This is a genomic window from Pseudoalteromonas sp. S4492, from assembly GCF_005886115.1.
In the GTDB taxonomy this organism is placed as follows: Bacteria; Pseudomonadota; Gammaproteobacteria; order Enterobacterales; family Alteromonadaceae; genus Pseudoalteromonas; species Pseudoalteromonas gelatinilytica.
Window position 1 is genome coordinate 27847 of the sequence record NZ_PNCP01000042.1, and the last position, 22552, is coordinate 50398.

The 22552-nt window shown below is 41.5% G+C and carries 23 protein-coding genes; 13 read left to right on the forward strand and 10 right to left on the reverse strand.

From position 1 onward, the window contains the following. Positions 1-108 precede the first annotated feature (108 nt). The 3 genes from CWC28_RS13985 (at position 109) to CWC28_RS13995 (ending at position 3948) form a co-directional block, all read left to right on the forward strand. Positions 109-2520: a TonB-dependent receptor gene (locus CWC28_RS13985; protein WP_138625285.1), complete on the forward strand. Its 2412-nt coding sequence runs from the start codon at positions 109-111 to the stop codon at positions 2518-2520. Between the two features lie 172 nt (positions 2521-2692). After that, on the forward strand, positions 2693-3553 hold the full coding sequence (locus CWC28_RS13990; protein ID WP_082874126.1) for a tetratricopeptide repeat protein: 861 nt from the start codon (positions 2693-2695) through the stop codon (positions 3551-3553). Between the two features lie 98 nt (positions 3554-3651). Next, positions 3652-3948, forward strand: coding sequence for a hypothetical protein (locus CWC28_RS13995; RefSeq protein ID WP_063529932.1), 297 nt, complete (start codon positions 3652-3654; stop codon positions 3946-3948). 215 nt (positions 3949-4163) lie between these two features. Here CWC28_RS13995 and CWC28_RS14000 read toward each other — a convergent pair whose 3' ends face one another. The 5 genes from CWC28_RS14000 to adhP all read right to left on the reverse strand — a co-directional run bounded on the left by CWC28_RS14000 (position 4164) and on the right by adhP (position 7492). Further along, on the reverse strand, positions 4164-4460 hold the full coding sequence (locus CWC28_RS14000) for an energy transducer TonB (RefSeq protein WP_233999067.1): 297 nt from the start codon (positions 4458-4460) through the stop codon (positions 4164-4166). Between the two features lie 98 nt (positions 4461-4558). Next, the gene (locus CWC28_RS14005) at positions 4559-4978 is read right to left on the reverse strand and encodes a YfbO family protein (RefSeq protein ID WP_063707416.1); all 420 of its coding nucleotides are present in this window, start codon (positions 4976-4978) and stop codon (positions 4559-4561) included. A gap of 106 nt (positions 4979-5084) precedes the next feature. After that, entirely contained in the window at positions 5085-5483 is a 399-nt protein-coding gene (locus tag CWC28_RS14010) for a hypothetical protein (RefSeq protein ID WP_063707418.1), read from the reverse strand. 115 nt (positions 5484-5598) lie between these two features. Next, positions 5599-6024, reverse strand: coding sequence for a hypothetical protein (locus tag CWC28_RS14015; RefSeq protein ID WP_063707420.1), 426 nt, complete (start codon positions 6022-6024; stop codon positions 5599-5601). A 457-nt stretch (positions 6025-6481) separates the two neighbouring features. After that, positions 6482-7492, reverse strand: coding sequence for an alcohol dehydrogenase AdhP (adhP, locus tag CWC28_RS14020; RefSeq protein ID WP_063707422.1), 1011 nt, complete (start codon positions 7490-7492; stop codon positions 6482-6484). Positions 7493-7742: 250 nt separating this feature from the next. Between adhP and CWC28_RS14025 the strand changes: the two genes are divergently transcribed. After that, positions 7743-8300 (forward strand): GbsR/MarR family transcriptional regulator, encoded by a 558-nt coding sequence (locus CWC28_RS14025; RefSeq protein ID WP_055021667.1) that lies wholly within the window; start codon positions 7743-7745, stop codon positions 8298-8300. Between the two features lie 634 nt (positions 8301-8934). Here the strand turns inward: CWC28_RS14025 and CWC28_RS14030 are convergent. Next, a complete protein-coding gene (locus CWC28_RS14030) occupies positions 8935-9960 on the reverse strand; it encodes a lytic murein transglycosylase (RefSeq protein ID WP_063707424.1) in 1026 nt (341 codons plus the stop codon). Next, positions 9953-10234 carry a YcgL domain-containing protein gene (locus CWC28_RS14035; protein WP_063707425.1) on the reverse strand — a complete coding sequence of 94 codons (282 nt, stop codon included), beginning with the start codon at positions 10232-10234 and terminating at the stop codon, positions 9953-9955. Before CWC28_RS14035 ends, CWC28_RS14030 begins: the two co-directional genes overlap by 8 nt. A 156-nt stretch (positions 10235-10390) precedes the next feature. On the opposite strand from CWC28_RS14035, the gene minC reads away from it, so the two are divergent. From minC to minE, 3 genes are read left to right on the forward strand one after another with little or no spacing between them, the layout of a single operon-like run. After that, the gene (minC, locus tag CWC28_RS14040) at positions 10391-11095 is read left to right on the forward strand and encodes a septum site-determining protein MinC (protein ID WP_063707426.1); all 705 of its coding nucleotides are present in this window, start codon (positions 10391-10393) and stop codon (positions 11093-11095) included. A gap of 5 nt (positions 11096-11100) precedes the next feature. Further along, positions 11101-11910: a septum site-determining protein MinD gene (gene minD, locus CWC28_RS14045; RefSeq protein ID WP_063707427.1), complete on the forward strand. Its 810-nt coding sequence runs from the start codon at positions 11101-11103 to the stop codon at positions 11908-11910. Between the two features lies 1 nt (position 11911). Beyond that, positions 11912-12175, forward strand: coding sequence for a cell division topological specificity factor MinE (gene minE / locus CWC28_RS14050; RefSeq protein WP_054552047.1), 264 nt, complete (start codon positions 11912-11914; stop codon positions 12173-12175). A 38-nt stretch (positions 12176-12213) separates the two neighbouring features. On the opposite strand, the gene CWC28_RS14055 is transcribed toward minE, so the two are convergent. After that, positions 12214-12630 carry a GNAT family N-acetyltransferase gene (locus CWC28_RS14055; protein ID WP_105173490.1) on the reverse strand — a complete coding sequence of 139 codons (417 nt, stop codon included), beginning with the start codon at positions 12628-12630 and terminating at the stop codon, positions 12214-12216. A 73-nt stretch (positions 12631-12703) separates the two neighbouring features. After that, complete coding sequence (locus CWC28_RS14060; RefSeq protein ID WP_138625286.1) at positions 12704-15493, reverse strand: TonB-dependent receptor; 2790 nt, start codon at positions 15491-15493, stop codon at positions 12704-12706. 390 nt (positions 15494-15883) lie between these two features. On the opposite strand from CWC28_RS14060, the gene CWC28_RS14065 reads away from it, so the two are divergent. Beyond that, positions 15884-16612: a copper homeostasis protein CutC gene (locus CWC28_RS14065; protein ID WP_063707433.1), complete on the forward strand. Its 729-nt coding sequence runs from the start codon at positions 15884-15886 to the stop codon at positions 16610-16612. A gap of 2 nt (positions 16613-16614) precedes the next feature. Continuing rightward, a complete protein-coding gene (locus CWC28_RS14070) occupies positions 16615-17475 on the forward strand; it encodes a glucosamine kinase nucleotide-binding domain-containing protein (RefSeq protein WP_138625287.1) in 861 nt (286 codons plus the stop codon). Here CWC28_RS14070 and CWC28_RS14075 read toward each other — a convergent pair. Then, on the reverse strand, positions 17472-18197 hold the full coding sequence (locus CWC28_RS14075; protein WP_054552042.1) for an AraC family transcriptional regulator: 726 nt from the start codon (positions 18195-18197) through the stop codon (positions 17472-17474). The two genes, CWC28_RS14070 and CWC28_RS14075, sit on opposite strands and share 4 nt — an antisense overlap. Before the next feature lie 163 nt (positions 18198-18360). On the opposite strand from CWC28_RS14075, the gene CWC28_RS14080 reads away from it, so the two are divergent. The 4 genes from CWC28_RS14080 to CWC28_RS14095 are packed head-to-tail and all read left to right on the forward strand — an operon-like array spanning position 18361 to position 22552. Further along, the gene (locus CWC28_RS14080; protein ID WP_138625288.1) at positions 18361-19521 is read left to right on the forward strand and encodes a Gfo/Idh/MocA family protein; all 1161 of its coding nucleotides are present in this window, start codon (positions 18361-18363) and stop codon (positions 19519-19521) included. Positions 19522-19527: 6 nt separating this feature from the next. Next, positions 19528-20580, forward strand: coding sequence for a sugar phosphate isomerase/epimerase family protein (locus CWC28_RS14085; protein WP_138625289.1), 1053 nt, complete (start codon positions 19528-19530; stop codon positions 20578-20580). A gap of 34 nt (positions 20581-20614) precedes the next feature. Next, positions 20615-21835 (forward strand): MFS transporter, encoded by a 1221-nt coding sequence (locus CWC28_RS14090; protein WP_105181874.1) that lies wholly within the window; start codon positions 20615-20617, stop codon positions 21833-21835. A 24-nt stretch (positions 21836-21859) separates the two neighbouring features. Further along, positions 21860-22552 carry a 3-keto-disaccharide hydrolase gene (locus CWC28_RS14095; RefSeq protein ID WP_054552038.1) on the forward strand — a complete coding sequence of 231 codons (693 nt, stop codon included), beginning with the start codon at positions 21860-21862 and terminating at the stop codon, positions 22550-22552.

Consider the following 22552-nt stretch of genomic DNA (forward strand, 5'->3'; position numbering starts at 1 on the left):
TTAGCAACCTGTATGAGAATTAAGAAATTACCTAAAACAGATAAATAAAACTTGAAATGAAAATAGCTCGCATTATCATTGCTGGAAAATTTCGACAATTTACCTATAATGACGACACATAAATACTCAATTTTAGCCCTTGCCTGCTTAAGCGCATTCAATGCAAACGCCAACGATTTAGACTCAGTTGAACGTATCACCGTTTACGACAAACAAAACCGTGTAGTACTTGATTCGGGCCTTGCCACTAAATCAAATATGACCCTAATGGAAACGCCAGCCCCGGTTGTAGTTGTTGATCAAGAGCTTATCAACTCACAAGGCGCAACCAACTTACAAGACTTAGTGCGCAACATCAGTGGTGTAACCCAAGCCGGTAATAACTACGGCATTGGCGATAACTTAGTGATCCGCGGTTTAGGCGCTAACTATACATACGATGGCATGTACGGCGGTGCAGGCCTAGGTAACACCTTTAACCCTACACGCTCAATGACCAATGTTGAATCTGTAGAAGTACTTAAAGGCCCAGCAACGGGCTTATATGGTATGGGTAGCGCAGGCGGTGTTATCAACCTTATTGAAAAGAAACCACAATTCACTGAAAAACACACCGTTAATGCCGAGCTTGGTCAATGGGATAGTTACTCATTAGGCTTTGATAGCACAGCAGCATTAACAGAGAACCTTGCTTATCGCGTTAACGCAAAAACCGCTCGCAGCGATGGCTACCGCGACTTAAAAGACGACCGCGATGAAATTTATGGCGCGTTAAAATACGTTTTAAGCGACAAACAAGACATCATGATTTCTGCCGCTTATATCAAAGATGCCATTGCCGTTGATTCAATTGGCCACCCTATTCGTATTTTTAACAGCGACTCAGTGAATGGTAAAACCGCAGGTGAAGTAACCGCTGCCGATTTAATTAACGATGCAACGGCAAAAGGCCTACAACTAACCGAACAGCAACGCCAACAATTAGCAGACTCACTGGCAGCAAATGATGGCTTAACGCCTTACACCTTTGGTCATAACGGTATTATCTCGCCAATGGCAAATGATAACGAAGGCGAAGAGCTGCGCTTTAAGTTAACCCATAACTACTTCATCACTGATAATTTATTTTTAAATCAGCAACTACAATACCGTAATTACAAATCGAGCTTTGCCCGCCAAACGGGTGCTTATAACTATGTTTATTGGAACCGTAATGGCGTGATCAATGCTGATCCGCGTGCTCCTTTAGTGGTTGATGACGTACTTTACCCATTTGCCGCGCGTCGCCAAGAATACCGCCAAGTTGAAGCTGACGAAAAATCATGGCAATACTTTGCTGACTTGCGTTATGACTTTAGCTTTGCAGGTATTGATAACGAACTACTTGTAAACGCTAACTACGAAGACCGCGATATTCGTTTCAAACAATACTCAATTTACGATGCTGATCAGGTCATTAAAAACAAAGATGGAGAGGTTATTTACCAAGGTCAATTACCTTACATTTTTGATATTCGTAACCCGAACTGGGGCGAAGGCAGCTTTTTTGATTACGATCCGCTAAAAACCAGCGATTACAACAAAAAGGTTCAGGCTTGGGGTGTGGGTATTCAACATGTTGCCTATATTCACGATACCTTTACAACCCGAGTAGGCGTTGCCTTTAACCGTATCAAACAAAGCTACGAACACTTTGGTGTTGATGCACGCTACCGCGCCAGTGCCGCCGAGCCAACACCAGAAGCAGATACATCAGACAGCGGAATGACCTACAACCTAGGTGCAACCTACAAACTGAGCGATGATATCTCGTTCTTTGTAAACCACTCTAAAGGTCGTACAGCCTACAGCGTGCTTGGCAGTGTATCGGGTAACGAAGCAGACCGCGATGACGCCGAGTCAGTCAGTAACGACATTGGTATGCGTGTAAAAGCCTTTGACGATCAACTACTAGCCTCACTTGTGATATTTGATAGTGCCCGTACAAACCTTGAGTATGCCAACCCAGATTACGAAACCGGTGTATCTGATGCCTCAGTACCAAAAAGCTTTTACGATGGTGAAGAGCAAACCAAAGGTGTTGAACTTGATTTAAATGCCGATTTAAACGAGCAGTGGAAACTTAACGTAAACGCGGTGTATCAAGACGCGCGCGATAAGCAAAATCCAAATTCATCAAGCTTTGATTCTCGCCAAAAAGGTGTGCCTTATGTAACAGCAAGCAGCTGGTTAAGCTATGACGCTAAATGGTTTGATTTAGCCGAGCCACTTACAATTAGCGCAGGCGTAAAGTATGTTGATGACCGCAGCACTCATTCAACCTCGTTTGGTATTCCTGATGGCTACGTACCGAGCTACACGGTTTACGACGCCGCAATTCAATACCAAACAGATGATTGGAAACTACAGTTAAACCTAAATAACTTGTTTAACAAAACCTATTACTCAAAAGCAATGTTCTTAGGCGGCATGCCAGGAGAAGAGCGTAATGCTAAATTAACTTTTAGCTACACACTTTAATTGTGAATTGATAGCAAAAAGCGCGGCTTAGTTAGGTCGCGCTTTTTTGTTTGGATTTTTGGTAATAAACATAAGATGATAGATTATAAATGACAGATAATTTTGCAGAGATTTTGTGAATTTTAAGACAATTTTTCTAGTTACAACGCTAGTTTCATTTAAAGGAATCACAATGGAAAACACATACTTCACATGGGCGGCGTTCTCTAAAAATTATAACGATGAAATTAATAGTGCAGATTCTGTTTATTTCAGCATGGGGTCGAATGGCTTAACACCGTATTCAATGCTCGCTTTCGATTTTCATTTTCTTTCTGACAGTAAAGCCAAATTAAATAATTTGGCTTTACTTCTGAAAAATAGTTACGGATATAAAGTTTTAGAGCCAGTTAAGACCGAAAATGGTGTATGGGATTTATCAGGAAAAACGAGTCCCTTCCCTGTAACCGCAGATAACTTGGTGTATTGGACATTAGATATGTACAAAAGAGGATACGAGTTTGATGCAAAATTTGAAGGGTTTGGAGCGCCATTCGATAAAAACAATCAATTTTTTCCGCCATTTGAGGCAACAACAGCAGACGAATTTTTTAACAAAGGTTTTGATTACTATAATCAAGGCAATCTTTCTGCTGCCATTGCGCAATGGACAAATACACTTAAAGTGAATAGCAAAGACGTAGACGCTCTTTATTCGAGAGCGATAGCAAAAAATGAATTATATGCTTCTAATGCTGCAATGATTGATTATGATAAAGCGATAGAGATTGCACCAAACTTTTCTAGCGCATTATTAAATAGAGGAGCGTTAAAAGATGACAACGGCGATCATCTGGGGGCAATTGCTGATTATGGTACTGTAATTGAAATTATCCCGAAGGATGAAATTACATTGCAGCGCGCTTACGCTAATATGGCAAACTCCTTCAAAGCCTTAGGCGATTTAGAAGCCGCTTGTCAGAATTGGAAAAAAGCAAAAGAGCTTGGTGCAGATTACGTTAATGCACTACTAGCGGAATACTGCAAGAGTTAGATAGGCTATTACAGTCTGTACTGTAACTTCGATGAGAGTTGATAGGATAACAGCCAAACTTTAGCTATACATGTTATGAAATACCAAAAGGTCTGCCATTGAAATACTACAATTCGACAATTATAAAGACTGCAGCAAAAGCATCGTTCTTTTATATCTCTTGGCTAGTTGCATTAATCGGTATTCCAATAGTGTTTTTTAGGGATGGACTTGATCTCATTGAAAAAGCCTTATTATTCACAGGGTTTCTGTTATTTTTCTGGTTGATGTATTTGCTTTTATGTATTTCATTTCATCGATTTAGTATGCGAAATGAACAAAGTCGTATCAGCTATTTAGCTAAAGAGGATATTGAAAAGGGTAAAGAACTAGGTACATATTTGGATGGTTGGTAAGCATTCAAGTTTTATAAATTTGAGTATGTATAGTCTCATTTATAAATTAACCCGACAGGTTAGCGTGTTTCTAACTGGTGTAGCATTTATATGCTTGAAACGAGTATCGTCGAATTTAAAAAGAAATTCCTTTTCAATTTCAAGATTAGCACCCGCTTTAGCCTATTGTGATTGTTTAAAACAAAGAATGAGTAATATGAGCTTTTATTGGATTATTAATTTTCGTCATTCAACTCAAAATCCAATCTCACTTGCATTTCCTTTTGAGCAACTGGAACACCATTTACAACTTTAGGTTTGAATTTCCATTTCTCCAAGGCAATAATAGCTTCTTTATCAAAAACGATAGACGGATTTGACTCAAGAACTTTGATATTAATAGGATTTCCATTGCTATCAATATCGAACGAAAGCAAAACCCAGCCTTTTGGAACAGGTTCCACATCAGAAGAAGCACACCCCGATAAAGCATAGATAAGACAAATCAATATTAGCTTTTTAATTTTGAACATCCTTTTGACAGTTACCGACCCATTTAGGTTGTAAGTAATACAACGGGATCTTACGCTCTAATAATTAAGCACATAATCAATGTTTGATAAATTGCTTATTAATCCCACCAAACTGCTACTGGGCGGGTTTCAGCGGGTATTTCATAAGCCTCGTAATCTTGATTAACAAAGCCCTCCCAAATTTCGTCGGGTTTTAAGTGTTCAGGGAACCATGAACCTACCTCAGATTCAGAAGCAGAGGTCATTATGTACACTGTATCCGAAAATGGCCAATCTGGATCATCAAAAGCAGACACTTGGATTCTAATATCCTTCACATCAGGTCGGTGGATAATAGCCTTAAATACTCTTAAAAAATCATTGGGATGCGGAATATCAATTAAATTGCATCCTATGCTTCCTACTACATCGTTTCCCTCGAAAAACTCATCAATTGAAAGTAATGGTCTTGGTGTCTCCGGGTCATCTGGATGACCGTTGCGACATACTCTTTCAGTGATTCGTTCTAGTGCTTCCATGGATAACTCTCTCCTAATTAATAAATTTATAGTTCGCTGACACTGTTGAACACAATGAAAACAGCCAACTGTTAATTTACCCACTTACTGTCTTGTTATAACCCCTTTACTTACCTGTTCTTATTTGAGGGAGTTGTATTTGCAATATAACAAATGCAGGAATCAATGGTAAAAAAGCCAACCAAGATAATGGATTAACAACCCAAAACCAGATAAACCAAGCTTCTGCGATAATTAAAAGAAGTAATTTATTAACGCGCTTGAAAAGAATGCATTCACCGATAGCTAATAAAGGTAAACCAAAACATAACGAGCCAAATAAGACTATAAATGGGTGCGGAGCCTCAATTTGAATGTTTTTTATCACAGAAAAGTAAAATTCGTTGCCATAGCTAAATAACAATGGGCTCATTAGTAAAAACACCCAAACTGCGCTCCAGCTAGCATTACGCTGATGCTTAGAGTGGATTTTATTTTTTTCTTGAAGCTTACTCAATGCATCCATTTAACTCAGGCTCTCTAAGTAGATAACGAAAAACTATGTGCTATTGTTTAGGCACGAAAGCGCACGCCAAGGTTTTGAGTCCCAACGAGCGGTAGCGAGTGCAATAATTTGTTTGTTATACTTTTGACTGAGCAAAAAACTGCCTCATCTCAGTGCTATAAAACACATAGTACGCCCAAAAAGCAATTAATGCCCCACCTATTACTACCCCAGTTAAAGAATAGAAAGACATGAAGGCAATAATAGATGCCCAGTATAAAAAAGTACCTACACGGCCAGCCCAGTGTTTATTCACTGAAGCGAAGCAAATTGAAATGATTAGTATGCAAAATAATAGGAAACCAGGTGCCATGCCTGTTAACCAAAATTCTTGGTAAGTAAGGCTGCGCCCATTCAACGAATACTCTCCGTTTGGCCAAGGCCAGAAAGCAAAAAGTACCATTAGTGAATATGTAATTGAGTTAAGCATATGCTGAAACTGGAATAACTTTGGCATCCCTTTCGTTTCTTTGAATACTCTAATGAATTTATTAAAAATCATCTGTGATGCCTGTTCGACGTATAACAATTTTATATTGCGCGCTTCGCGCATCTTTCTGCAGATGTCACGCTCATGTATTAATAAATCTATTCTTAACAAATAACGTATGTATTACCAACTATAATTTTTTATTAATACTAGAGAGATTCAGAAAGATAAATTGCGCTCATCGCTTATTTTTTGAATATGGAAGCACAACAAGAAAACTAATATATTTACACAGTCCCTCGTATTGGTAATAACATAAAAGTTATGTGGTATGTCAGATTTATGGAGTTTAGCCAATAGCATTAAATGCATAGCACTGTATCGGATCACTCAAAGCAGACCTATTGAGTAATTACGTTAGCTCATCTAGAGGCAATAACGAGTTACAACCCCCCTATTTTCTAGCATATGAAAAACTGTCAGATTCAATTGATTACTCAACAAACCTGACAGCGTTAACTGACTCAGCTTAAAGCGTCATCACGATTCGGCCTGTGATATCGCCTTTTAGCATGTCGTCAAAAATATCGTTGATATCTTCTAGGCGTTTTTCTTCAATAATGGCTTTAACTTTACCTTTGGCTGCAAAGTCGAGGCATTCTTGTAAGTCTTTACGCGTACCAACGATAGAGCCTACAACAGACACACCATTTAACACGGTATCGAAAATTGGCAATGGCATATCTTCGGGTGGTAAACCTACAAGCACGCATTTACCGCCACGGCGCACGCTTTTATAGGCTTGCTCAAAACCGGGTTTTGAAACAGCAGTACACACAACACCATGTGCGCCGCCTACTTGTTCAAAAATGGTTTCTGAAGGCACTTGCTTCATAAAATCTATGGTAATGTCTGCCCCAAGCTCTTTGGCTAGTGCCAACTTGCTCTCGCCGGTATCAACGGCAATTACATTAAAGCCCATCGCTTTTGCGTATTGCACTGCTAAATGGCCTAGGCCGCCAACACCGACAATTGCAACCCAATCACCCGCTTTGGCATCAGTCACTTTAAGCGCTTTATAGGTTGTAACCCCCGCACAAAATAGTGGTGCGGCTTCTGCAAACCCTAATCCTTCAGGAATTTTAACCACGTAATCGCCATGGGCTACACAGTACTCAGCGTAACCACCATCAACTGAATACCCAGTGTTGTGCTGCTCAAGGCATAAGGTTTCTTTGCCTTCTAAACAAAACTCACAATGACCACAGGCGCTATACAACCAAGGAACACCAACACGGTCTCCTACTGATAAGTGTTTAATGTTTGCGCCTACTTTTTCGATTGTACCTACCCCTTCATGACCCGGTACTAATGGCATTTTTGGTTTGACTGGCCAATCTCCATGACAAGCATGTAAATCTGTGTGACACACGCCACATGCGGCAATTTTAACTAGCACATCGTTAATTCCCACCTCTGGGCATGGGATATCTTCGATAGTTAATTTACCTTTGTACTCTTTATTTATTGCAGCTTTCATAACCTTCCTCCATGGTATTATTGGATTTCAGCCTATACGATAAACTTATTAACTGTCACTATTATTGATCCACATCAAATAGCTAATCACCACGGCATTTAATTAAACTACACTTTAAATTCAATAACTTAAATTTAAAATATGGCGTATCTACACTTTAGTAGTAGCAGATTGCATAGTGGCTATTTCTTTTAGTTATACCCCGAGCGTGCTAGCATTTAATTTCTGAAATTTTTGAATACTAAAAATTATGAGCCTATCTGAAAAAAACTTAGCTTTTGTTATGCACTGCGGTGAAATGGGTAGCCGTTGGGGCTTTAACCGCACCATTGGTCAAATGTGTGGATTATTAACCATTACTAAAGAGCCAATGACCGCCAATGAAATTGCCGATACCTTAAGTATCTCGCGCGGAAACGTCAGCATGGGCATTAAAGAGCTACAGTCTTGGCGCTTAATTAAAGTGCATCATATTCCGGGTGACCGTAAAGAATACTACGGCCCTGCTGGCAGCATTTGGGATATGGCCAACCGCGTATTCGAAGAGCGTAAAAAACGCGAGATAGACCCAACCCTTAGCCTGCTTCGCGATAATATTTTAGAAGAAGCCCATACTGATGATGAGCGTTTTGCTCAGCAGCAAATGCAAGAAATTCACGACCTACTCGAAACCGTAACCAAATGGTCAGCAGAGCTACAACGCTTAAGCCCTGAACAACTTCAAAGCCTAATGAAACTAGGTTCTGGCATTGGTAAGGTTCTTGATTTTAAAGACAAGATTTTGAAAAAGCCGGGGAAAGGGGAATAAGTTAGCGAGTTGCTAGGGGCGAGAGTAAAGTTAGCGAGTTACAAGGGGAAAGTTTGTAGGAGACGTTTCAACGCCGATTATTTGAGGTTCACGGCTGAAGCCGTTCCTACGAAATAATGTTCAAAATATTGTCGCCATAAATGACGACCTACATCAATATCACCTCTTGGTGTAGGAGGCGTTTTAACGCCGAACATGTAGTAGCGATTTCATATCGCGTCCCAGAGCCTAAATCCTAGCGCCTAATGTTTTCTATCGTAGGCGTGAAACTTGTTTCGCGCGCTCTCTTGTAGGTCGTGCTTTAGCGCGATTGAGGGGAAAGTTTCGAGTTACAAGAGTAAAGTTTGTAGGAGGCGTTTTAACGCCGAACATGTAGCAGCGATTTAATATCGCGTCCCAGAGCCTAAATCCTAGCGCCTAATGTTTTCTATCGTAGGCGTGAAACTTGTTTCGCGCGCTCTCTTGTAGGTCGAGCTTTAGCGCGATTGAGGGGAAAGTTTCGAGTTACAAGAGTAAAGTTTGTAGGAGGCGTTTTTACGCCGAATAAGTTACAAGTTACAAGAGTAAAGTTAGCAAGTTGCTCGGGTAAAACTTATCGCTTTACCCTTGATACTTGCTAACTTTTATTACTCGATTACTTAATCGCTGGGTAACCGATGCGATCTGATAAGTAACCAACACTGGTTGCAAAGTAATACGAACGATTCCAGTGCATAAGTGCTTTGTAGTTATCGTAGGCTAGATACATACGACCATTGGTATCATCTGGCATTACCATTGCGGCGGTTATGTCCACATTTGGTAAGTCGCTGCCATCCATTTTACGCACACCAAGAGCTTGCCAGTCTGCAAGGCTGCGCTCTGAGTTTTTCCAATACTCTAGCCATTGACTGCGGGTTTTAGTGCCACGCTTAAGAATGTTTGCGTTATCAAAGCCTTCAGGTAATTTAACTTGGCGACCCCAGGTTAAATCATCGTTCCAACCTTCTTGCTTAAGGTAATTAGCAATTGAGGCAAAAGCGTCTTCTTCTGTGGTCCAAATGTCTTTACGACCATCGCCGTTGTAATCTACTGCATATGAGTTAAACGACGTTGGCATGAACTGTGTTTGACCCATTGCACCAGCCCATGAGCCTTTGAACTTATCAAGGGTGATATGGCCCTCTTTTAAGATATCAAGCGCTGCCCAAAGTTGGTTTTTGTACATGGTTTCGCGGCGACCATCAAAAGCAAGTGTGACTAATGATGCAATTACACTGTGACCACCTTGGATTTTACCGAAGTTACTTTCAAGGCCCCAAAGTGCCACAATAAAACGCGCTTGAACGCCGTATTCTTTGGCTACTTTTTCAAGTACGTCTTGGTGTTCTTTGTATAATTTACGGGCGCGGTCAATTTTCCATTGCGGCACACGTTTAGGTAAATAGGTTTCGAGGGTTTCTTTTACTTCTGGCTGATTTTTATCTGCTGAAATAACTTTCTTTTTAAATTTAGCCGTTGCGAATGCTTGGTCGATAAGTGCTTGATCATAGCCCTTTTCAATCGCTTCTTTTTTTAATGCAGCAACGTAAACGTCAAAATCAGCTTGTGTCTTTTCTTCTGCCAATACTGAAGTGCTTAATGAAGCACTGAGTAAAATAACGGCAAGTTTTTTAATCACTCTCAACTCCCTTGTCTTTTTTAAATTGGGTTAACAGATTTTCTTCCGGCGGAGGTAATTGCAAGTAAAAGCCTTTATCAATTAACGCTTGCTTAACCGTTTCTAAATCTGCCACGCCTAACTTTTCACGGCTTGCTAGATTGATGATCATCACATACTTAGGTTGACCGAACGTTTCTAGTAAAGGTTCAGGTACGCGAGAGAAATCATCTCTTTTTTCTACAAAAAGGTATGTATCCGCTTTTTTAATACTTTTATACACCGCAGTTAGCATTATGACCCTATAATATCTTGCTTAACGAAGGCGCACACTATAACATGAGTCATATAATAAGTTAGAAAAAATAGATTAGATTTTTACTGTATATGCCTTGTTCAGCCTGTGTTTATACTTAAATAATGCTAATCCAGACAATTCAATTGAGCGTGTATGTCGGAACAAATTTTTGAATTAAAAGGGAACCTTTTTACGTTATCTGTTTTACATTTATTTTCAGCAGATACAGCCCTTTTAAGTAAGCAGTTAGATGAGAAAATCGCCCAAGCACCTAAGTTCTTTGCCGGTGCGCCTATCGTAATCAACTTAAGCGACGTACAAGATGAAGCGCTTGATTTCTCTTTCTTAAAATCAATGTTAAGTGGTCTTTCGTTAAACCCGGTTGGGGTTTGTAATGGCTCTCAAGAGCAAAACGAAATCGCAAAAGCTGCGGGCCTGTCGGTGTTAAATTATTCACAAGACGTTAAGGGTGCGACCGCTAAACAACAAACAAATACATCTATCGTTGAAAAAACCGTTCACCTGCCTGCGCAAGTTATTCATGGCACTGTACGTTCGGGCCAACAAGTGTATGCTAAAGACCGCGATTTAATCGTGATTGGCGCTGTAAGTCATGGTGCCGAAGTGATTAGCGATGGTAATGTGCATATTTATGGCACCTTACGCGGCCGTGCAATTGCAGGGGCAAAAGGTTACAACGAAGCAAATATATTTTGCCAAAAATTAGAAGCAGAACTTGTTTCAATTAATGGTAGTTATTGGATCAGCGACTCTCTTCAGGGTGAACACTGGGGCAGCGCAGTACAAATCCAACAAAAAAATGATTCATTAGAAATTTCAGCTTTGGTTAAAGGATAAATCTCATGGCAAAAGTGATTGTCGTTACTTCTGGTAAAGGTGGTGTTGGTAAAACCACATCGAGTGCTGCGATTGGCACAGGTTTAGCGCTTAAAGGCTTTAAAACCGTTATTATCGACTTTGATATTGGTCTGCGTAATCTTGACCTTATCATGGGTTGTGAACGCCGTGTTGTTTATGATTTCGTAAACGTAATCAATGGTGAATCAAACCTAAATCAAGCACTTATTAAAGATAAGCGCGTCGATAAATTATACATTTTACCTGCCTCACAAACACGTGATAAAGACGCCCTAACCCGTGACGGTGTTGAGCGCGTACTTAACGAGCTGAAAAAAGATTTTGATTACATTGTATGTGATTCACCAGCGGGTATTGAAGCCGGTGCAATGATGGCAATGTACTTCGCTGATGAAGCGATTGTAACAACGAACCCAGAAGTATCATCAGTACGTGACTCTGACCGTATTCTTGGTATTTTACACAGCAAGTCAAAACGTGCTGAAGAAGGCCTAGAAAGCGTAAAAGAACACCTACTATTAACACGTTATAATCCTGAGCGTGTTGAAAAAGGCGAAATGCTTTCAGTAGAAGACGTACAAGAAATCTTAGCGATTAAATTACTGGGCGTTATTCCAGAATCACAAGCTGTACTTAGTGCATCAAACTCTGGTCAACCGGTTATCTTAGATTCTGAATCGGATGCAGGCCAAGCGTATACAGATGCTATCAATCGTTTATTAGGCGAAACTGTTGATTTTCGTTTCTTAGACGTAGAGAAAAAAGGCTTATTCAAACGGATTTTTGGAGGTTAATGTGTCTTTACTTGACTACTTCCGCTCAGAAAAGAAAAGCAGTGCGTCATTAGCAAAAGAGCGATTGCAGATCATTGTCGCGCACGAACGTTCACAGCGTGGTACACCAGATTACTTACCACAGCTAAAACAAGACATCCTTGATGTTATTCGTAAGTACGTGAATGTAAACACTGATGCAGTTCAGGTTCAGTTTGATCAAAACGAAGATGACTTAGCAGTACTTGAGCTAAACGTCACCTTACCTGACGAAGAAAAGAAATAGTCAAAATTGGGCGCTTAGTTTTTTAACAGCGCCCTTTTTTATTTCTGCCACTGCATATGAAACTCATAGTCGTCTTCGCCTAGCGTTTTAAACCCTGTCCGTTGATATAATCCATACGCTGGATTCGCTTTTAGCACCGTTAAATTAATCTCTGCTGTTTGCGCTTTGAGTGCATCTAACACCTTAGTGCCTAACCCCTTGCCCTGCTCTTTAGGTTCAATTTGTAGCTGTAACAAACTGATAGCTTGGTCACTCAAGATGAACTTTGCAGCGCCTACACATTGCCCATCATTTAAAACTAAATGACTGTGCTCAAAATGCTCTGCCACTCTTGCTTGATGTTGCTCAAGTGATAAAAATAACCCTTGATTCTCTAAGTGCTCAACCATGGTATTTAATCTTAAGTCGAGTAAATAGGCTTTGTCTTGCTCCGTTGTTTTTACAAATTCAATCATTATTGTCTTAAAAAAGAAAAAGGTACTTTAATAAAAGTACCTTTTTAGGTTGCAACAAACAACATGTCTTGGGTTAGAAATTATAATTTGCGCCTAAGTAAAAACGGCGGCCTGAATATTGGTTATAGGTAAAGCGATTGCTTTGTTTCCAATATCCTTCTTCTATTTCTTCTGTTAAGTTCACCACTGACGCGGTAAACGAAAGATCCTCTGTTAAGTTATACGAGGCATTCACATCTAGCTGACCATAGTCTTTGGTATATAAGTTGTAGCCTTGGTGAATACCGTTGGCACGGTCATCTTTCCAGTTATATGACGCACGAACACTAAAGTCGTCATTCTCAAAGTACACCGACACATTATATTGGTGCTTAGCGGTGCCTGGTATTTCGGCCTCTGTTTTTTGTCCGTCTGTCGAGACTTCGCTGGTGCTGGTATCTGTGTAGGTATAGTTAGTTAAAATACCAAAACCATTATCAAACGAGTGCTGGAAGAACAGCTCTAAACCTTCTGATTTTGCATCACCCCCACCCACTTTGGTGTTCATTTCGACCTCAATTGGGCCGTTACAACAATCATGTTCACGCTCTACAATTTCTACTGTCGAGATTGGTAAGTTAGAAATATCTTTTGAGAATAACGTGGCACCCAGTGCAGAGCCATCGCCGTAATACCATTCAATACCTAAATCAAATTGGTCAGATAACATAGGTTCAAGCCCTGTGTTTACCGAGGTACCATTACCACGGCCTGTCCATGAATCAGGCGAGTTAATGTTCACTGGAGGACCGTATGACTCTGCTTGGCTTAAGTCTGAATAGCTCACTCTTGCCATAGTGCGTGCTGCGGCAAAGCGCACCACTAGATCTTCAGTTGCATCCCATGCAAGGTTAAAGCTTGGTAATACTTCACTGCCATCACTACTGCGCTCATTTGGATCCGTGTCGTCATCGTCTTGACCTATAACATCATCGTAGGTCAAGGTGCTCAGCTCTGTATTTACATAACGCACACCAACATTACCGCGGAAATCTTGCCATTCAAAATCCGCTTGGGTGTAAACAGACCAAATTTTTTCTTCTAGGGCATAGGTACCCGAAAGTGTTGGCACCACTGTCTGACTAAAGTTTTCTTTTAAGTAGTTATCAAGCGCTCCAAAATCAAACGCTAAAAAGTTAAATGCGCCTGTATCACCTGCACTGTTATCAACCACATGGTCGCTTACCAATGTTGGCGCATCTGGGTGAAAATCTGGATTATGGAACCACTCAGTACCTGGTAAGTAACCGCGGTAACCGCCGTTATCAGCGATGCCGTCATCCCAACGAAAGTCATTACGAATGCCTTTAATTTCGTGGTCGCGGTATTTACCACCCACATAAACACGAGTGAAAAAACTGCCATCAAGGTCAAATTTCACATCTGTTTGAAAGTAATCTTCTGAGTCTTCATTTTCAGATGAGTATGAGTCAAACCAATCGTAATATTGATATGCTTCTTTATCAGAGGCTAAATCAGTCGACACTTCGTAGCTTGGTTTTCCGTTTTCAATTGACCACAACCAGCTGTTTACTGAGCCTAAACGTGCATCAATATTGGCGTAGGTTTCTTTTGAGGTTCCGCCTTCAGCTTCAGTATGACCAAGTTTTACTGTAATGCTGTAAGTGTCGCCATAATAAGTACCTTCAAAATCATAGGTGTTTGATTTTGACTCGCCAAAACGCTCACGCCCTGTTAACTGCGGCGATAACAAACCACGGCGAACAGCCACACCGTCATTTACATCGGCATCACCCCAGTTATTATCATTCAGTAAACCATTATCGCCATTACCGTAGGCAACCACGGTATCGCCATCAAGTACAATGCCGTAATACGGGTTGTGGTTATCGTTCCACTCGGCAAAAGTAATACTTTGCCCTGTTTGGTCGTAGCCTAACTTGGCACCAAAATAGTTAAAGTTTAAATCAAGTCTGTCACTCGGTGCCCACTGCACAGCGACTTGATAACCATCGCGTGTACGGTCTTGGTTTGAGTTATTAACACTCATCGCACGAGGCGCCCATACATTGTTATACACTTCGCCAGTGGCTTGGTCTACCAGCGCTGGGCGCTCTGCCCCTTCAACGGTATCTGAGTGAAAACGCCAGTGTGATGCGTTGTTAGTGATGGTTGTTACGGTGCGATCTTGACGAGTAAAACCGGCCAGTACACCAAAGTTTTCGTCGTCATTTTTCCAAGAATACAGCACGTTGACTTGCGGCTTAGTGTCTTCAGACACATCATCGTAAGTCACCTCTGCACTTAACGCCCCTGAATTTGCTTCCATCTCAAGAGGTTTTCGGGTGTGTAAAATAACCGTACCACCAATACCACCTTCATCGATGCGTGCTTCAGCACTTTTGTACACTTCTACACTTTTGATCATGCTTGAAGGCAATAACGTGTAATTAAAACTACGGGTAGGAGTACCAGAACCTGATGAAGCAATATAGTTACCGTTTAATTGGGTGAGAGTCCAATCCGGTGACGTACCACGAATACTCACGCGGCTACCTTCGCCACCGTCGCGGTCAATCAAAACGCCCGATACACGTTGCAATGAGTCAGCGACGTTTTTATCAGGAAACTTACCAATATCCTCTGCGGTGATTGCATCAACTGTCGCCGTTGAAAGTCGTTTTATTGCTAAGTTTTCTGCAGTTGAAGAACGAATACCTCGTACTTCAATCACTTCTACATCATCATTAGCTTGCTCTGCTGCATAGCTTGTATTAATTGCAGCCAGTAGCGATATTAAAATTGCATTACGCTTAAAATGCCTTCCTTGCCCTTTTGTTTTTATTACAGTTTGCTTGCCCATGCCTATCTCCAGTTGTGTGTTCTGTTTTTGTTTAAGAGCCTTTAGCCCCTGCAAAAACGATTTATTGTTGTCGGTTTTTAAACTGATTTTCGGTAGTTAACAGCTTGTTAAACTCAAACTCAGAATAGGGTGAGCGGTCAAAAAGTGATAATAAAAATTCGGTGAGAGATATGACAAAATCGGCGTTAGGAATATTTTATATTCATTTTTATATTTTCTGAATTATAGTTAAGCTCAGCGATTTTGAGTTTATAGGCTCAGCAAAACAAACTCAAACTAACATTTAAATTATTGATAATAAATAATAATTTTAAATTCCATGTATTTGTTAATCACTCACAAATTGAGTAACTAAAAAATAGGTGTAATAGATATGGTAAAAACACGCCCATGAATAATGGTAAATTTCTTGAAGTATGCCTAAACGAAGGGTGCTTAAAGCAGCTTGCTAACAACATTTCAATGGCTAGTAACTTAGGCGCGAAACGCTTTGAATTGTGCAGTAATTTACACCTAGGTGGCTTAACACCAAGTGTTAATGCGATTGACTGTGCGGTGAAAAACCTGACTAATAGTGCAGAGTTAGTGGTGATGATACGCCCCGAAGCAGGCAACTTTTTTGTTAGCGCTGAATGTCGCAACCTAATGCAAAAACAAATTACACTGGCAGCGAACGCGGGGGCGCATGGCGTGGTATTTGGTGCAATTAAACACGGCGAACTTGATTTAGAAGTGACCCGCTCTTTAGTTGCCACAGCCAAACAGCATGGCCTGATGGTGACCTTTCACCGTGCATTCGATACCCTTACAAACCCGTTAAGCGCACTTGAGAAACTGATTAGCTTAGGCGTTGACCGCATCTTAACAGCAGGCACGCCATGGCAAAGCGGTCAAAGTGCTGTAGATGGCTACAAGCTGCTCAACACATACTTAGCACACAGCGCTAATCAGATAGAAATTGTTATCGGTGGTGGCGTTACTTTAGAAAACGCGCCAACACTTTGGCAATTAATAAAAAACCATTCAGCAAAGGCAGCTGTGCATGTACACTCATGCGTGCACAACGAAAATGGTGCAATTAATGCTGAGGCTATCAATAAGCTTCTTTCAAAGGATTAAGCATGGCAACGTATTTTTTAGGAATTGATGGTGGTGGCAGTAAGTGTAAAGTCCGTTTAGAAAACGAAAACGGCACTCTACTCAGCGAAGCTATAAGTGGCTCGGCAAACGTGGCCACCAGCTACCAACAAAGCCAAGAGTCAATACTCCACGCGACTGAACATGCTTTTCATGAGGCAGGGCTTGCCTTAAGCGAGCTAAAAAACACTTATGTGCATGCAGGGCTTGCCGGAGCTAATATCGACTCAGCTTACCAAGCTATGACCAAGTGGCAGCACCCTTTTGCCAAGTTTACCCTGTCAACAGATATGCTGATTGCCTGTAAAGGCGCTCATCAACACCATGATGGCGCGGTGATTATTCTTGGTACGGGCTTTTGTGCGGGTTACCAGCTGCAAAACCAATTTAGCGAATTAGGGGGTTATGGTTTATTACTGAGCGATGGTGCCAGTGGTGGTTGGTTAGGTTTACAACTTTGCCGTAAAGCATTTGCAGTACTTGATGGTGTTGCGCAAAGTTCAGCTGCAATAGATACCCTACTCACCCAGCTTAATTGTGACTCAAGCCAAGCGTTAAGTCAGCGTTTAATATCAGCGCGCCCTGCAGAGCTTGCCAAATTTGCGCCCCTAGTTTTTAGCCATTCTGACGATACTTTTTGTCAGCAATTAATCAATGAAGCGTGCGCATACATTAGCCGCTATATCGCTTACTTTGAAAAACAAGGTATTGAAAACGTCACCTTGATGGGCGGCATTGCCAGTGCCATCACGCCTTACTTAACTGATGCCAGTAAAGCGCATTTAACCCCCGCCCTTGCCAGTGCAGAGCAAGGGGCTATTTTAATGGCAAGAGCTGCAATTTAATCTCCTAATTGCGAGCGCATTTGTGAGGGAATTTCACCAAACAAACGCCGAAATTGTTTGCTGAAGTAACTCGGCTCCGAAAACCCACACTGGTAGGCCACTTGTGAAATGGGCAGTTGCGTTTCAATCAGTAGCTTGCGGGCATTTTCGAGACGCACTTCGTTAATAAATTGATTAGGTGTTTTTGCTAAATGCTTTTTAAAGCGGCGCTCTAAAGCACTTACCGACAAATGCGCAAGCTCTGCTAATTCATCAATGCTGATCTGACGATGGTAATGCTCGCGAATAAATTTTACCGGCTCTTCAATTGCCCTTACATGAGAAAGCGCTTTTGAGGTTTTTTGTAGATGTCGGGTTACTCCGTAAGTGCCAATCACATTGCCATCGTGATCTTTTAAAGCATGCTTTGATGTAGAAAACCAACCAAGCTCACCTTGTTGGGTTTGGTTCAGCTCTAAACGGTCAGTCACTATGTAGCCTTCCATCACCCGTTTATCGTCATTGACGTACTGAAACGCAAGGTGCTTTGGTGAAAAATCGAAGTCTGTTTTTAGCAATATTTGCTCCAGTGTTTTATAACCCTGATGCTCAATAAAATGCTGATTACAATGCAAGATTCTACTATCTGTGTCTTTTACCCAAAAGAGGATATCTGGCAGTAAATCAAATGCAGCAATTAGCTGATTTACGCCAGCTTTTTTTATTATTTCTTGAATATCCATCGCTTAATTTTGTCTCAATAAAGAACAGCCCTATATATTTTAAACGCCGATTTTGTTGCATTGTCAACCGAATTTTTATTAGCGCTTATTGGCTAAGCTTTCCTATTATCAATAACATGACATTAACAGTAGCAGACGCTATTTAAATTTAGGAGCGCTTAAGATGAGCAAAGCTAAGATCCGCATGGCAATGGTAGGCGGTGGCGATGGTGCCTTCATTGGCGCTATCCATCGAATTGCAGCGCGATTAGACGGAATGATAGAGCTTGTTGCAGGCGCATTCAGTTCAGACGCAAACAAATGTAAAGCAACTGGCGAACTACTTGGGCTTGATAGCAGCCGTTGCTACGACAGTTACCAAACGCTTTTTGCCGAAGAGGCAAAATTACCTACTGATCAGCGTATTGATTTTGTGGCTATTGTTACGCCAAACCACTTACATTTTCCGGTCGCGAAAATGGCGCTTGAACATGGTTTTCATGTGCTCTCAGATAAACCTGCAACGCTTACTCTCGCAGAAGCAGAGCAATTACAAAGCATTATTGCAAAACAGCAGGTTTTATATGGGTTAACCCACACTTACACCGGTTACCCTATGGTCAAAGAAGCCAAGCATCGCGTAAAAGCAGGCGAGCTCGGCAGTATACGTAAAGTCATTGTTGAGTACACTCAAGGCTGGTTAGCGCACAGCGAAGACGAAGGTTCAAAACAAGCAAGCTGGCGTTTAGACACCAGTAAGTCTGGCATTAGTTGTTGTATGGGCGACATTGGCGTGCATGCAGCTAACTTAGCCGAGTATGTCTCTGATCTCGAAATCACTGAGCTTTGTGCTGATTTAAATCATGTGGTTGAAGGCCGAGCCCTCGATGATGATGGCACTGTGCTTCTTAGGTTCAATAATGGTTGTAAAGGCGTTTTATTGGCAAGCCAAATTGCTATTGGCGATGAAAACAACTTACGCCTGCGTATTTATGGCGATAAAGCCAGTCTTGAGTGGTCGCAACTTGAGCCTAATAGCTTATGGCTAAGAGGCCACAATCAAGCCGCAACATTACTTAGAGCAGGCGTGGGGGAATTACACCCTGATACGCAAAATGCCCTGCGTGCCCCTGCCGGTCACCCAGAAGGCTACCTTGAAGCCTTTGCCAATATTTACCGCAATTTTGCAGCGCAGATCCACGCATTTAAGCAAGGCGATAACGCAACAAATTCAGCATTTGATGTACCTGGCATCAATGAGGCTGTGCGTGGTATGGCGTTTATTGAGCAAGTTGTTGCTTCATCGAAGCAAGATACTAAATGGCACAAATTACAGATTGGATAATAAAGAATGAATAAAATCAAAGGGCCAGCAATATTTTTGGCGCAGTTTATTTCAGATAAAGCCCCCTTCAATAGCTTTCGTGGTTTATGTGAATGGGCAAGTGGTTTAGGTTACAAAGCGATTCAAGTGCCAACCTCAAACCCGACTATTTTTGATTTAGAAAAAGCAGCTCAAAGCCAGCATTACTGCGATGAAGTCACTGGTATTGCCACAGAGTATGGACTTACAATTTCAGAGTTATCAACACATTTGCAAGGCCAGTTAATTGCTGTTCACCCTGCCTACGATGAAATGTTCGATAACTTTGCCGCAGAGCATGTAAAAGGCAACCCTGCAGCGCGAACAAAGTGGGCAACAGAGCAACTGATGATGGCTGCTAAAGCAAGTAAAAACCTTGGCTTAACAACCCATGCGACGTTCTCGGGATCTTTTTTATGGCATACCTTTTACCCGTGGCCACAGCGTCCACAAGGACTTGTTGAACAAGGCTTTAGTGAACTTGCTAAGCGCTGGTTACCCATTTTAGATTGCTTTGACGAGCATGGCGTGGACGTGTGTTATGAATTACATCCGGGTGAAGACCTGCATGATGGTGTGACATTTGAGCGCTTTTTAGCAGCAACCAATAATCACCCACGCGTTAATATTCTTTATGATCCGAGCCATTTTGTATTGCAACAGCTCGACTATTTAGCGTTTATCGATATTTATCATTCGCGCATTAAGGCGTTTCATGTCAAAGATGCCGAATTTATCGCAAATGGCCGCTCAGGTGTTTATGGCGGATTTCAAAACTGGCAAGACCGACCAGGGCGTTTTCGTTCTTTAGGTGATGGCCAAGTAGATTTTAAGCAAATCTTTAGCAAGTTAACTCAATATGGTTTTGATGGCTGGGCTGTACTTGAATGGGAATGTTGCTTAAAGCACCCAGAGGATGGGGCAAGAGAAGGCGCTGAGTTTATTAAAGCACACTTAATAAACCCAACCGACAAAGCCTTTGACGATTTTGCCAGTGGCGCAACAAACACTGAGCGTAATAATCGAATTTTAGGTTTATAAAACCGACAACAATAGAACACACAGGACACACAATATGGACAACAATAATTATAACCGCATTGTCTTTCGGCTTTGCTGTATAGCACTGATTGTGACCTCCATGACCTTTGCCATTCGTGCTGGTATTTTGGGTCAACTTGGCAGTGAGTTTGGCTTAACCGACACCGAATTAGGTTGGGTTAATGCCATGGCATTTTTAGGCTTTCCGGTCGCGACTATGGTCGGCGGTATTATTTATAATGCCATTGGCGCGAAAAAATTAGTGGCGTTAGCGTTTATCTGTCATTTACTTGGTCTTGTTTTGACAATAACAGCTGATGGTTTTTGGGGCTTACTAGTTTCTACCTTTTTAATTGGTTTTGCCAACGGCGCTGTTGAAGCTGGCTGTAACCCACTAATTGCAGAAATGTACCCTAAAAACACCACCACTATGCTAAACCGTTTTCATGTTTGGTTCCCAGGTGGCATTGTGATTGGCGCACTTGCTTCGAATTTTATGTCGGGAGCAGGTTTAAACTGGCAATGGCAAGTAGCGTTAATTTTAATTCCTACGGTTATCTATGGCGCTATGCTGATCAAAGCACAATTTCCACGCTTTGATACGCGTACTCACTCTACCAGCAGCAATATTCGCCACTTATTTACGCCGTTATACATCTTTTTAATTGCCTGTATGACGTTTACCGCAACCACTGAATTTGGCACACAACAATGGATTGAGCGTATTTTAGGTTCATCGGGTGCCTCTCCTATGGTGGTATTAGCCCTGATCACCGGCTTAATGGCGGTTGGTCGTTTCTTTGCAGGCCCCATTGTGCATAAGCTCAACCCTACTGGTGTATTACTTGGATCTGCCATTTGTGCAAGCTTAGGTATCTTTATGATGAGCCAAGCCGAGGGCAGCATGATTTATCTAGCAGCGATGCTTTTTGCACTTGGCGTAACCTACTTTTGGCCGACCATGCTTGGCTGCGTTGCTGAATACATTCCAAAGTCAGGGGCGCTGGGTATGTCGTTAATGGGCGGTGCAGGCATGTTTGCTATGAGCATCTGGAACCCTGTAATTGGTAGCTGGATAGATACGGCACGCTCATCAGCAGAAGCAAGTGGCGCAAGCGCTGAACAAATTGAAATTTTAGCCGGACAGGCTGTATTACAAAACCTACTGATCTTCCCAATTATTTTAATCGTCGCATTCATTGGGTTGCATTTAGTAATTGATAAAAACAAACGCACCGAAAAATGTGCGTCTTAAGCAAGTAAATCGTCGAGGAACACTATGTTTAAATCTCTTAAAGCACTGACTTTAATGCTCACCGTTAGTAGCTGTGCACTCGCTAATGCGGCTGACAATCAGCTAACACAACAAGAAAAGCAAGCTGGCTGGCAGTTGTTGTTTGACGGCAAAGATATGTCGCAGTGGCGTAATTTTAAAAGCGAATCTTTAAATCCTGCATGGGTCGTTGAAGATGGCGCTATGACATTAACCAAAGGTGGCGGTGATCTGCTTACTAAAAAGCAGTACCAAAACTTTGAATTACAGATTGACTGGAAAATCTCTACTAAAGGCAATAGCGGTATTTTTGTATTAGCTGATGAAACCGGACAGATGATTTACTCTCATGCACCTGAAATTCAAATTATCGATAACGAAGAACACCCAGATACCGAAATTGACTCGCACTTAGCAGGGTCAATTTACGATTTATTTGCTGCGCCAGTTGCGGCGCACAAACCAGCAAATAGCTGGAACCATGTACGCATTAAAATGCAAGACAACCACTTACAAGTTTGGCAAAACGGTATTAGCACCACCAGCATTGTAATTGGCAGTACAACATGGAACACCCTTGTAAAAGGCAGTAAGTTTGCAACCTGGAAAAACTTTGCAACGGCTGAACAAGGTCATATCGGGCTTCAAGACCATGGTGACAAAGTGTGGTTTAAAAATATAAAAATCAAGGAGCTATAA

Excerpts from the sequence above, each read along its gene's own strand:
- CWC28_RS13985 (WP_138625285.1), top strand. The coding sequence starts at position 109 with ATGACGACACATAAATACTCAATTTTAGCCCTTGCCTGCTTAAGCGCA.
- CWC28_RS13990 (WP_082874126.1), top strand. The coding sequence starts at position 2,693 with ATGGAAAACACATACTTCACATGGGCGGCGTTCTCTAAAAATTATAAC.
- CWC28_RS14000 (WP_233999067.1), bottom strand. The coding sequence starts at position 4,460 with ATGTTCAAAATTAAAAAGCTAATATTGATTTGTCTTATCTATGCTTTA.
- CWC28_RS14005 (WP_063707416.1), bottom strand. The coding sequence starts at position 4,978 with ATGGAAGCACTAGAACGAATCACTGAAAGAGTATGTCGCAACGGTCAT.
- CWC28_RS14010 (WP_063707418.1), bottom strand. The coding sequence starts at position 5,483 with ATGGATGCATTGAGTAAGCTTCAAGAAAAAAATAAAATCCACTCTAAG.
- CWC28_RS14015 (WP_063707420.1), bottom strand. The coding sequence starts at position 6,024 with ATGATTTTTAATAAATTCATTAGAGTATTCAAAGAAACGAAAGGGATG.
- adhP (WP_063707422.1), bottom strand. The coding sequence starts at position 7,492 with ATGAAAGCTGCAATAAATAAAGAGTACAAAGGTAAATTAACTATCGAA.
- CWC28_RS14025 (WP_055021667.1), top strand. The coding sequence starts at position 7,743 with ATGAGCCTATCTGAAAAAAACTTAGCTTTTGTTATGCACTGCGGTGAA.
- CWC28_RS14035 (WP_063707425.1), bottom strand. The coding sequence starts at position 10,234 with ATGCTAACTGCGGTGTATAAAAGTATTAAAAAAGCGGATACATACCTT.
- minC (WP_063707426.1), top strand. The coding sequence starts at position 10,391 with ATGTCGGAACAAATTTTTGAATTAAAAGGGAACCTTTTTACGTTATCT.
- minD (WP_063707427.1), top strand. The coding sequence starts at position 11,101 with ATGGCAAAAGTGATTGTCGTTACTTCTGGTAAAGGTGGTGTTGGTAAA.
- CWC28_RS14055 (WP_105173490.1), bottom strand. The coding sequence starts at position 12,630 with ATGATTGAATTTGTAAAAACAACGGAGCAAGACAAAGCCTATTTACTC.
- CWC28_RS14060 (WP_138625286.1), bottom strand. The coding sequence starts at position 15,493 with ATGGGCAAGCAAACTGTAATAAAAACAAAAGGGCAAGGAAGGCATTTT.
- CWC28_RS14065 (WP_063707433.1), top strand. The coding sequence starts at position 15,884 with ATGAATAATGGTAAATTTCTTGAAGTATGCCTAAACGAAGGGTGCTTA.
- CWC28_RS14070 (WP_138625287.1), top strand. The coding sequence starts at position 16,615 with ATGGCAACGTATTTTTTAGGAATTGATGGTGGTGGCAGTAAGTGTAAA.
- CWC28_RS14075 (WP_054552042.1), bottom strand. The coding sequence starts at position 18,197 with ATGGATATTCAAGAAATAATAAAAAAAGCTGGCGTAAATCAGCTAATT.
- CWC28_RS14080 (WP_138625288.1), top strand. The coding sequence starts at position 18,361 with ATGAGCAAAGCTAAGATCCGCATGGCAATGGTAGGCGGTGGCGATGGT.
- CWC28_RS14085 (WP_138625289.1), top strand. The coding sequence starts at position 19,528 with ATGAATAAAATCAAAGGGCCAGCAATATTTTTGGCGCAGTTTATTTCA.
- CWC28_RS14090 (WP_105181874.1), top strand. The coding sequence starts at position 20,615 with ATGGACAACAATAATTATAACCGCATTGTCTTTCGGCTTTGCTGTATA.
- CWC28_RS14095 (WP_054552038.1), top strand. The coding sequence starts at position 21,860 with ATGTTTAAATCTCTTAAAGCACTGACTTTAATGCTCACCGTTAGTAGC.